Source organism: Paraburkholderia sp. (assembly GCF_035656215.1).
In the GTDB taxonomy this organism is placed as follows: domain Bacteria; phylum Pseudomonadota; class Gammaproteobacteria; order Burkholderiales; family Burkholderiaceae; genus Paraburkholderia.
The window spans coordinates 1-10771 of sequence record NZ_DASRSY010000448.1 but is presented as its reverse complement, the minus strand read 5'-3'; the positions used below and the strand labels follow the sequence as shown (position 1 = coordinate 10771).

Genomic DNA, 10771 nt, shown 5'->3' with positions numbered 1-10771 from the left:
GCGCGGTGGTGGCGGCTTCGCTCGTGCCGGCTGAAAAGCGGGCGAGCGCGATTGCACTGATGTTCACCGGCTTGACGCTGGCGAATGTGCTGGGTGTGCCGTTCGGCACTTTCGTCGGCCAGGAATTCGGCTGGCGCGCGGCGTTCTGGATTGTCAGCGCGTTCGGCGTATTGTCGCTGGCGGGCGTGTCGCTGCTGGTGCCGAATCGTCATGATTCCGGCCCGGTCGGGCTGGGCCATGAAGTACGCGTGCTGAAGGACCCGCAAGTCTGGACTGCGCTCGCGATGACGGTGCTCGGCTTCGGCGGTGTGTTCGTCGTGTTCACCTATATCGCGCCGATTCTCGAACAGGTCAGCGGCTTCTCGCCGCGTGGCGTGACGCTGATTCTGGTGCTGTTCGGCGTGGGTCTCACGATCGGCAATACCGTGGGCGGCAAGCTCGCGGACCGTGCGCTGATGCCTTCGCTGATGGGCATTCTGGTGGCGCTCGCGGTGGTGATGGCGATCTTCGCGCGCACCAGTCATTCGCAGGTGGCCGCGGCAATCACCATTTTCGTGTGGGGCATTGCGGCGTTCGCGACCGTGCCGCCGTTGCAGATGCGCGTGGTCGAGAAGGCCGCTGCGGCGCCGAATCTGGCTTCGACGCTCAATATCGGCGCATTCAACGTGGGCAATGCTGGCGGCGCGTGGCTCGGCGGTCTGGTGATCAATCATGGCCATTCGCTCGATACGCTGCCGTGGGTCGCGGCGGCGGTCAGCGTGGCGGCGTTGCTGCTCACGTGGTTCGCGGCACGGATGGATGCTCCTGCATCGGTCGTCGCGCAGCGCGCCTGAGTGTGTGTGAGACGCACCTGATCTCCCCGGATGGATATGCCCGAGTGTGTGAACGCGCTCGAGCGCATCTGAGCCCAAACATGCCCATATGAAAAATTCGCACAAGCTTTGCGAGAATCGTCCTCCGCAATGCTGATAACAGTGTGAAGATAACTTCGTTGGGCGCGGCAAGGCGCGATGCTATCTTGCTTCCATTAACCGCTTGCCCGCCGTCCGGCGGCGCTACTGGAGGCAATCATGCATTCCCCGCTTGCGCTGGTTCGCGATCCCACGGCTGACACCGATGCGTCGCTGCGTGCCGCTGAACCCTTCGATGCTCTTGAACATCTGGTCGGCGTGAATCTCGCCCGTTTGCGCGCCGAGCGCCAACTTTCGCTCGACGCCCTGGCCCGCGCTTCCGGCGTCTCGCGAGCGATGCTCGCGCAGATCGAGTCGGCGCGCAGTGTGCCATCCATCAAGGTGCTGTGCAAGGTGGCATCGGCGTTGAAGGTATCGGTGGCGGCGTTCTTGCGGCGTCATGCGACCAACGGCTTCGAACATTTGCCGGCGGAGCGTTCGTCGCGCCTCGTCAGTTCGAATGGGCGCTACTCGGCCCGACCGCTTTATCCCGATGCCGAGCCGACCGCCGCCGAGTTTCACGAGTTGCGTATCGCGCCGTTGCATACCGAGTCCGGCACGCGCCGCGCGCCGGGCACCACGGTGAATCTGGTGGTGAGCGAAGGCACGCTGGAAGTCAGCGTGCACGATCAACGCCAATTGTTGGCCACGGGCGACGCGATCGTGTTCGACGCCGACCAGCCGCACAGCCTGCGCAATCCCGGTGACACCGAAGCGCGCGCGTTTCGCGTGACGCTGAAGGCGGAAACGCCGCCGCGCTGGGATGTGCCTGCGTCGCACGACGTGACACGGCAGGCCGCGCCGGTCTGACATCAGCGGTTTCCGGGCGGATTCGCTGCGAAGCAGAGATGTCCGTCTAATCAGTAGGGGTTGCGCTGCAGGTCCCGCGCGACTGTTGTATGCTTTGCCAGCCGGTCAATCCGGCAATCAGTGCGTCTTCAGGGCGGGGCGAAATTCCCCACCGGCGGTATGCCGGCAGCGCGAAAGCGTGAGCCGGTGAGCCCGCGAGCGCCCGTGTCGTCAATGTGTTTGGCGCTGTGCAACTACGTTGCATGGGACCAGAGTAAGAGCTTTGCATGGGAACAGAGTAAGCGCTAAAGCGCTAACTCTGGTCGACACGGGGTCAGCAGATCTGGTGAGAAGCCAGAGCCGACGGTTAGAGTCCGGATGGAAGAAGATGTGCAGATAGTCATGTTCGTTTCCGTGGCGCCGCCCGAGATTGGCGCGGTGCGCGAGCGTCGCTTTGCGCGGCGTTCAACGGCGCGTCTTTGTCTGTTTGCAATGCCCTGAAACGTTTTTCGCCCAACTTTTGCGATGAGCGTTTCAACTATGTCCTTTGCTACTTTTCCTGCTCCGTCGGTGATTGCAGACAATGCAATTCTCGATCTTCCCCTGCTCGCCACCGAGCCCGTTCCGCCACGTATCGCCGCCGCCTTGCAAGCCATGCGCGATGGCCGCGCTGTCGTCCTGCAAGACGATCACGACCGCGAGAACGAAGCCGATCTGATCGTCTCTGCCGAGCGTCTTTCCGTCGAAACCATGGCCTTGCTGATCCGCGAATGCAGCGGCATCGTCTGCCTGTGCCTGCCCGACGACAAGATCCGCGCACTCGAGCTGCCGCCGATGGCCGTCAACAACGAAAGCCGTCATGGCACCGCGTTCACGGTTTCGATCGAAGCCCGCGAAGGTGTGACGACCGGCGTGTCCGCACTCGATCGCGTAACGACGATTCGCGCGGCAATCAGCGACACGGCGAAGCCCGCCGATATCGTGCGCCCGGGTCACGTGTTTCCGCTACGTGCGCAGCCCGGCGGTGTACTTGCGCGTCGTGGCCACACCGAAGGCACGGTCGATCTGGCGATTCTCGCGGGTCTGAAGCCGGCCGGCGTGTTGTGCGAACTGATGAACGCGGACGGCACGATGACGCGCGGCGCGGACGTGGAGCGCTTCGCCGTGCAACACAATCTGCCGATGCTGACGATCGCCGAGCTGGTGGAATTCCGCCAGGCGCTGGCGACGGCGCGCGAATGCGTGGCCGACGAGGCGTGATGCGTTAAGCGGTGTCGCGTGCGGTGATCTGTTGGAGGTTGAGCGCGGACGTTCCGTCGCGCTATACGACGACGGCGCCCGCCAGCGCGAATTTCACGCATTCTCGCGCGTTTGAAAAAAAGCCGGCTTTGATGAACGGCACCCCAAAATCGTTGGACGGATTTCCAACTTTGCGGGGCGAGTTCATCAAAGCCGGCTTTCTTACTGCCGCACCCGTTACGACTGCACGTCGCCGAATTCGCCTCGTACACCGGCCTCAACCAGTGCGGGCAGCTCATCCATGTGCTTCATGATGCGTGTCATGCCCATCTTGCGTAGCGCATCCGCGTAACCGTCGGGAATATGGCTCGCGCCGACGAAGGCAATCGTCTTCATGCCTGCCGCACGCGCCGCATTCAAACCGGCCACGCTATCTTCCACGACAATGCATCGCGCCGGGTCCACACCCAGCGCTTTCGCTGCGAACAGATACACATCCGGATAAGGCTTTGGCCGCGCCACCTGTTCGGCGCTGAAAATCCGCTCGCCGAAAATCTGCTGCAAGCCCGCGCGCCGCACCGATGCATGCACGCGCGCCATCCGGCTGTTCGACACGACCGCGGCAGGCAGCGTCACGCGTTGCAAGGCCTCGCGCACGCCGTTGATCGGGCTGAGCGATGCCGCGAGCGCAAGCTCGACATTGTGTTCGATCGTATTGAAGAAATCGGCGGGCAGCGTGATATCGAACGATTTCTCGATGCCTTCGAGAAAGCGCGAGGTCTGCTGGCCGAACGCCGTTTTGACGGCCGGTTCGAAGTCGAGGCCGGGGAAGCTGGCGGACAGCGTTTCGAGCAACACGCGGTCAGCGATGATTTCGCTGTCGACGAGCACGCCGTCGCAGTCACAGATGAGGTGGTCGATCATGCTTTAAAGCGGAAAGCGAGAGGCACGCGAGCAGGACAGTTGCAAGCTCATGCGCGGAGATTGAAAACATCATGATACGTGCTTTGGCGCCGCGTGCGCGGCGCCATCGCTGTCCGTCGGTGCTTATTTGCGGCGCTGAACGTGCTTTGAGAAGGCCCTTAGCGGGCCCCTTTTGGTGCGCACTTTATTGGGCGTACGTTGCAAGATCAGTGCGCGTGCAGGTACAGATACAGTCCCGTTGCCGCCGCACCGCCCATCAGTGGACCGCACACCGGAATCCACGAATAACGCCAGTCGCTGTCGCGCTTGCCCGGAATCGGCAGCAGCGCGTGCATCAGACGCGGCGACAGGTCGCGCGCGGGGCTCATCGCGTAACCGGTTGGGCCGCCGAGCGAAATGCCGATGCCGAGCACCAGCAGGCCGACCGGCAGCGCGTCGAGCGCACCCAGGCCAACCTGCGGCGAAGCCAGATACAGCACGCCGAGAATCAGCACGAAAGTCGCGATCATTTCGGTGAGCAGGTTATGCGGCACGCTGCGAATGGCGGGCGACGTGCAGAACACGCCGAGCTTCACGTCGGCATCGGCCTCCTTGTTGAAGTGCTGACGATAAGCGACCCACACGAGCAGGGCGCCCGCCATCCCGCCGAGCATCTGCGCCGCGATATAGCCTGGCACTTTGGCCCACGCGAATTTGCCCGCCAGCGCGAGGCTGATCGTCACGACGGGATTCAGGTGCGCGCCGCTGTACGATGCCGTGACGTACACGGCGATGAACACGGCCATCGCCCAGCCCATCACGATCACGATCAGGTCCGCGCCTTTGCCTTTGGTGCGCGCGAGCAGCACGTTGGCGACCGCGCCGTTGCCGAGTAGCACCAGGAGCGCGGTGCCGATAAATTCCGCAATGTAAGGAGACATCGTTTGTTATCCGAAATATAGTTGTTAGGGAAGCCGCGGAATAAAGCGGCTTCGTTATGTCGAAAGGTGTCTTATGGTACTGATGGAAAACAATCAGGGCGTGTCGGCCCAGGCCTTCGCGGCGCGGATGGCGCGCTTCCAGCCGTCGAGGCATTCCTTGACGTCGGCGTGCGGCAGGGCAGGCGTGAAACGGCGATCGAGCGCCCACTGGCTTTGCAGTTCGTCCACGTCTTTCCAGTAGCCGACCGCGAGACCGGCCAGATACGCCGCGCCCAGTGCGGTCGTCTCCGATACCTTGGGCCGCACTGCATCAACGCCGAGAATGTCCGCCTGGAACTGCATCAGCAGATTGTTCGCGCAAGCGCCGCCGTCCACGCGCAATTCGCCGATGCGAATGCCGGAGTCGGCTTCCATTGCTTTCAGCACGTCGAGCGATTGATAGGCGATCGAGTCGAGCGCGGCGCGGGCGATATGCGCCGAGCTCGTGCCGCGCGTTACGCCGAACAGCGTGCCACGCGCACGGGCATTCCAGTGCGGCGCGCCGAGGCCTGCGAACGCGGGCACCAGATACACGCCGTCGCTATGCGGTACGCTGCGCGCCAGCGTTTCGATTTCTGTGGCGTTCTTGATGATGCCGAGGCCGTCGCGCAGCCATTGCACCACTGCGCCGCCGATGAAAATGCTGCCTTCGAGTGCGTAGTTGATCTGGTCGCCGATCTGCCACGCGATGGTGGTGACGAGATTGTTCTTCGATTCGATCGGCTTGTCGCCGGTGTTCATCACGAGGAAGCAGCCCGTGCCGTAGGTGTTCTTCACCATGCCCGACTGCGTGCACATCTGGCCGAACAGGGCCGCGTGCTGGTCGCCGGCAATGCCCGCGAGCGGAATCTTGGAGGCAAACACAGTGGTTTTGGTCGGCCCATACACTTCCGACGACGCACGCACTTCCGGCAGCATGTTGCGCGGAATGTCGAGCGCTTCGAGCAGTTCGTCGTCCCACTTCAGCGTGTGGATGTTGAACAACATCGTGCGCGACGCGTTGGTCACATCGGTGACGTGCAGACCGCCCTTGGTGAAGTTCCACACGAGCCAGCTATCCACCGTGCCGAAGGCGAGGCGGCCTTGCTTCGCTTTTTCGCGTGCGCCTTCGACGTTGTCGAGGATCCAGCGGATCTTGGTTGCCGAGAAGTACGAATCGATCGGCAGGCCGGTTTTCGCGCGGACTTTTTCTTCGAGACCTTGCTCTTTGAGCTGATCGCAGAAGTCGGCCGTGCGGCGGTCTTGCCAGACGATCGCGTTATAGATGGGGTGGCCGGTTTCGCGGTCCCACACGATGGTGGTCTCACGTTGATTGGTAATGCCGATCGCGGCGATCGACGTGCCGTTCATGCCGGCGCGCGTGACCGCTTCAGCGGCGACGCCGGCCTGCGTCGACCAGATTTCCTGCGGATCGTGCTCGACCCAACCCGGACGCGGATAGATTTGCTGGAATTCTTTCTGAGCGGTCGACACGATATTGCCGAGCCGGTCGAACAGCATCGCGCGGGAGCTGGTGGTGCCTTGGTCAAGCGCGAGGATGTACTGATCCTGCATTGTCTCTTCTCCATGTGTTTTATGAATCGCCGGATCGCTGACCGGCGACGGGAACGGCTTGTTGCTTTAAGCGGGCTGCAACAGTTTGAGCTTGTGCGTCCCGGCTTTGTCAGTAGCCAAGGGGTGAAAATCGATTCGGTTAAACGGGGTCATGCAAGCGGCTGGGCCGCATTGCTACAGCCTGACTCGGTGGCCTGACCAGGTGGTCTAACGGAGCAGCCTAACCAAGTGCCTTAACTAGGCGGCTCAACTAAATAACCTGACTGGGCACTCTGTCGGACCGGCTCACGAGCGAGCCAGGTGTCGATGTCGCGTGTGATCGAATCGAGCGTGCCCGGTTCGAGGTGCAGGCCGAGTTTCGAGCGGCGCCACAACACGTCCTGCGCGCTGCGCGCCCATTCGGTGTCGCGCAGATAAGTGAGTTCGGCTTCGTAGAGACCCGGCGCGAAAGCGCGGCCGAGGTCCGCCACCGAGCGCGCGTTGCCAATGACATGCTTCACGCGCGTGCCGTACGCGCGGGCGAGGCGGTGAGCCAGGTCGGCGGGCAGCCAGGGATTCTGCTGCTTGAAGCCGGCGAGGAAGCGCTCGAAATTGGCTTGCGGAATATCGCCACCGGGCAACGGCACACCGGCCGTCCACGAAGGCGTGCCGTTATGGAGCGCGTGCGCGAGTTTGTCGACGGCTTCTTCCGCCAGCTTGCGGAACGTCGTGATCTTGCCGCCGAACACCGACAGAAGGGGCGCCTCGCCTGCGGGCGCATCGAGTTCCAGCGAGTAATCGCGCGTGACCGCCGAAGGGTTGTCCGCGCCTTCTTCCTCGAGCAGCGGACGAACGCCCGAGTAGGTCCAGCGCACGTCTTGCGGTGAGATCTTCTCTTTGAAGTAGCGGTTGATCGAGTCGCACAGGTACTGTATTTCGTCAGCGTCGATCGCCACTTTCGACGGGTCGCCGCGATATTCGAGGTCGGTCGTGCCGATCAGCGTGTAATCGTGTTCGTACGGAATCGCAAAGATGATCCGCTTGTCCGGATTCTGGAAGATGTACGCGTGATCATGTTCGAACAGACGGCGCGTGACGATATGGCTGCCTTTCACCAGGCGCACGCTGTGCGTTGCCTCGCGGCCGAGCGCGCCGTGCAGCAATTCGCCGACCCACGGACCAGCCGCATTCGCGATCGAGGCAGCGCGCACGTCGAGGATCGTGCCGTCCGCGCGCTTGAGTTGCGCGCGCCATTCGCCGCCGGCACGCACGGCGCTCAGCAGCTTGGTGCGCGTGAGAATCTTTGCGCCGCGCTCCTGGGCATCCAGCGCATTCAGCACGACCAGGCGCGCGTCGTTCACCCAGCCGTCCGAGTACACGAAACCGCGCTTGATCGAATCGACCAGCGGTGCGCCGGCAGGATGGTTGCGCATCACGATGCCGCGTGAGCCGGGCAGCAGTTCGCGCTTGGCGAGATGATCGTAAAGGAACAGGCCGGCGCGGATCAGCCAGGCCGGCCGCAGATCGGGCATGTGCGGCATGACAAAGCGCAGCGGCCACATGATGTGTGGCGCCGCGCGCAGCAGCGTTTCGCGTTCCTGCAGAGCTTTGCGGACCAGCCCGAACTCGCGGTATTCGAGGTAGCGCAGGCCGCCGTGAATCAGCTTGGTACTGGCCGACGACGTATGCGCCGCCAGATCGTCCTGTTCGCAGAGCAGCACCGACAGGCCGCGGCCCGCCGCATCGCGTGCGATGCCTGCGCCGTTGATCCCACCGCCCACGACGAGCAAATCGTATCTCGAGCCTTGCGTCACCTGCTGTGTCCCCTGCGTCTGTTCCGGAAGCTGTTTGAAAAAACTATCGAACCGATAGTGTTCGTTTTCGAACTTTAATGAACATATTCGAAAAAGTAAAGTTCGGTTTTCTGACGTGTACTTCTAACGGGTTGGCTAAGGTGGTGGCGTAACGCCCGGCCACGGACGATACTCACGGCAGCAGCCATTTCGAGGTGAATTCATGCGTGGACTTTGGATGATCGGCGCCGCTGCGCTTCTGACGGGATGCGTCAGCTCGCCGAGCTTGAACGGAACGATGGGCGCGCCCTCGTTCGTGTCGTTGCAGCAGATGTGCAGTGCCCAGACGGTCGACTACGGCAACGACGCGCAAGGCGTCTACGCGACGCTGTTCGATGCGTACGTGGCGAATCGGCGCGGCAAGTTGTCGAAGGACGACTACTGCGCGTTCCAGGCCTCGCTTGCGCAGCATTACACGAGCCTGGCAGTGAGCCCCGACCCGCAGGTGCGCAATCAATGGGTGACGTTCTTCATCGACCAGCGAGCCAAGGCGTTGAGCTGGCGCGCGGCGGCTGATCCGACTTTGCGCGCGGGCTGAGCTTCGCGCTCGGACCTCTCTCCCCGGTGCCTCCAACGGGCTATTCGCGTTGAGTGAGTTGAAGGGTTGAAGGGTTGAAGGGTTGAAGGGTTGAAGGGCTAGCCGCGCTGCGGCAGGGCCCCCCGCCACAACATCCTGCGAATCTGCTCGAGCACGGCCTCGCGCGTCGGCGCGTTGCTTGCCGCGGCTTGTTGCGCCTGTGGCAACGGCAACTGGTTGGCGAGCGCCAGCATGGTGAAGCCGTGCAGGCTTGCCCAGTAGGCATAGCCGATCAATTGGGGATCGCCTTCCAGAATGCCCGCGGCAACGAGCTGCTCGAAGTGCGCCCCGAGCATGCGCCAGGCACGTTGCGACGCGGCGGTGAGTTCCGGGTACGCACCTTCCTGCTGATTCAGATCGAACATCAGGCGATAGGCATGCGGCTCGTCGAGTGCGAACGCCACGTAGGCGTCGCTGATGGCGGAGCGGTCGGTCGCGGAAGTTTCCTTGGCCACTGCTTCGAGCCGCGCCGCGAAGCGGTTGAACGCCGCCGCACGGACCATCGCAAGGATCTCGTCCTTGTCGCGGAAGTAGCGATAGGGCGTCATCGCGCTGCAGCCTAGCTCCTTGGCCAGTTCGCGCATCGTCACGCCTTGCGCGCCGCGCGTAGCGAACGCGTTTTCGGCCACGCGCCGCATGGTTTCGCGGAAATGCTGGATGTCGTCGGAGGAGAGCGTTTTTGGCATGCGCGAAGGCAGAAGGTCCGTCGCGTCAATTTACTGTGTAAATGAATTGGGCACAACAAAGCGGCCGTTTATGCGGCCGCCTCGTTCGAGACAAAAAATGCGCGGCGGCATGGAAGCGGTAAGGATGCGCGCAAGGTCACCGCGGCGCAGCCTGCCGTCATGCTGTCGATCGTTGGCTTCAAAACCCAACGTGCTACGAGAAACGCTTGATGGCCCGGAGTGCGTTGTCGCCGGTTTCGGTCACGCGCCATTGTTCGTCGCCCGACGCGAGCCGTTCAAGTTGCACAAGCTGGCGTTCCAGCAGGGCGTCGAGTTCTTCTCGCTCCATATCGACTTGATTGGGAGCGTCCTTGACGAGCAACAACGTGGCGAATTCATGCGGACTCAGCATCGTTCTCTCCATGTCAAGCTAACGCGGACGGCCTTGCCGGCGACTGGCCAGATGCCAGTGAAGTCCGCTAGGGGATCAGGCGGGAGGTACGGCTATCACGACAGGTTCACGCTGCCAGCACTCCGTGCAACGCGGAACGGACGCTGGGGAACTGGAGTGTAGTCAAACGCTCGTTAAACACCAAAGGGGCCCTAGTAAATTTTCCCTTTGACAATTGGAGCCCGCAGAGGCGGTTTGGAGGAGCGGCCAGATCCTTGATTTCACTCGAGGTTTTGCGTGCGCTGCAACATGGCCGAAGACGCCTGGGATTACTCGGCGATATACACCTGGCAGTTGGCGGCGGCGAGCATTTCGTTCATCTCGGCGGGCGGCGCGGCGTCGGTGAAAAGCGCGTCGATCTGATCGAGATGACCTTGACGGACGAGCGCCGGGCGGCCGAATTTGGAGTTGTCGGCGGCGAGAAACACCGTGCGCGCATGCTGGATGATCGCCTCGGCCACGCGCACTTCGCGGGTGTCGAAATCGCGCAGCGTGCCATCCGTTTCAATGCTCGACGTTCCGATGATCGCGAAGTCCACCTTGAACTGGCGGATGAAGTCGATCGCCAGTTCGCCGACGATGCCCTTGTCCCACGGCCGCACGATGCCGCCCGTCACCAGCACTTCGCAATCCGGATAGCCGCTCATCATGCTGGCGACGTTCAGATTGTTGGTGATCACGCGCAGGCCGCGATGCCGGTTGAGCGCGCGGGCGACTTCTTCGGTGGTCGTGCCGAGGTTGATAAAGAGGGACGCCTGGTCGGGAATGTGAGTGGCCACTAGCGTCGCGATGCGCCGTTTCTCGTCATGGAACATCCGCTGACGCGCCGTG

The 10771-nt window shown here is 62.6% G+C and carries 11 protein-coding genes and 1 riboswitch; of the genes, 4 read left to right on the top strand and 7 right to left on the bottom strand.

Annotation, left to right across the window (positions count from 1 at the left end; genetic code table 11):
* From VFE81_RS26275 to ribB, 3 genes are all read left to right on the top strand, one after another.
* A partial coding sequence (locus tag VFE81_RS26275; protein ID WP_325047379.1) for an MFS transporter occupies positions 1 to 833 on the top strand: 833 nt, incomplete at its 5' end.
* Between the two features lie 237 nt (positions 834 to 1070).
* Positions 1071 to 1760: an XRE family transcriptional regulator gene (locus tag VFE81_RS26270; protein WP_325047378.1), complete on the top strand. Its 690-nt coding sequence runs from the start codon at positions 1071 to 1073 to the stop codon at positions 1758 to 1760.
* A gap of 120 nt (positions 1761 to 1880) precedes the next feature.
* Positions 1881 to 2133, top strand: a riboswitch (FMN riboswitch).
* Positions 2134 to 2279: 146 nt separating this feature from the next.
* Positions 2280 to 2999: a 3,4-dihydroxy-2-butanone-4-phosphate synthase gene (ribB, locus tag VFE81_RS26265; RefSeq protein WP_325047377.1), complete on the top strand. Its 720-nt coding sequence runs from the start codon at positions 2280 to 2282 to the stop codon at positions 2997 to 2999.
* Between the two features lie 216 nt (positions 3000 to 3215).
* On the opposite strand, the gene VFE81_RS26260 is transcribed toward ribB, so the two are convergent.
* The 4 genes from VFE81_RS26260 to glpD form a co-directional block, all read right to left on the bottom strand.
* Positions 3216 to 3902: an HAD family hydrolase gene (locus VFE81_RS26260; protein ID WP_325047376.1), complete on the bottom strand. Its 687-nt coding sequence runs from the start codon at positions 3900 to 3902 to the stop codon at positions 3216 to 3218.
* Between the two features lie 206 nt (positions 3903 to 4108).
* A complete protein-coding gene (locus VFE81_RS26255; RefSeq protein WP_074282251.1) occupies positions 4109 to 4822 on the bottom strand; it encodes an MIP/aquaporin family protein in 714 nt (237 codons plus the stop codon).
* A 93-nt stretch (positions 4823 to 4915) separates the two neighbouring features.
* Positions 4916 to 6415 (bottom strand): glycerol kinase GlpK, encoded by a 1500-nt coding sequence (gene glpK, locus VFE81_RS26250; protein WP_325047375.1) that lies wholly within the window; start codon positions 6413 to 6415, stop codon positions 4916 to 4918.
* Between the two features lie 233 nt (positions 6416 to 6648).
* Positions 6649 to 8208, bottom strand: a complete 1560-nt coding sequence (glpD, locus tag VFE81_RS26245) for a glycerol-3-phosphate dehydrogenase (RefSeq protein ID WP_325047374.1) — start codon at positions 8206 to 8208, stop codon at positions 6649 to 6651.
* A 202-nt stretch (positions 8209 to 8410) separates the two neighbouring features.
* On the opposite strand from glpD, the gene VFE81_RS26240 reads away from it, so the two are divergent.
* Complete coding sequence (locus tag VFE81_RS26240) at positions 8411 to 8785, top strand: hypothetical protein (protein ID WP_325047373.1); 375 nt, start codon at positions 8411 to 8413, stop codon at positions 8783 to 8785.
* A 98-nt stretch (positions 8786 to 8883) separates the two neighbouring features.
* Here the strand turns inward: VFE81_RS26240 and VFE81_RS26235 are convergent, their stop codons facing one another.
* The 3 genes from VFE81_RS26235 to VFE81_RS26225 form a co-directional block, all read right to left on the bottom strand.
* On the bottom strand, positions 8884 to 9510 hold the full coding sequence (locus tag VFE81_RS26235) for a TetR/AcrR family transcriptional regulator (RefSeq protein ID WP_325047372.1): 627 nt from the start codon (positions 9508 to 9510) through the stop codon (positions 8884 to 8886).
* Between the two features lie 193 nt (positions 9511 to 9703).
* Complete coding sequence (locus VFE81_RS26230; RefSeq protein ID WP_325047371.1) at positions 9704 to 9901, bottom strand: hypothetical protein; 198 nt, start codon at positions 9899 to 9901, stop codon at positions 9704 to 9706.
* Positions 9902 to 10209: 308 nt separating this feature from the next.
* Positions 10210 to 10771, bottom strand: a 562-nt coding sequence (locus VFE81_RS26225; RefSeq protein ID WP_325047370.1) for a DeoR family transcriptional regulator, incomplete at its 5' end; no start/stop codon positions are given.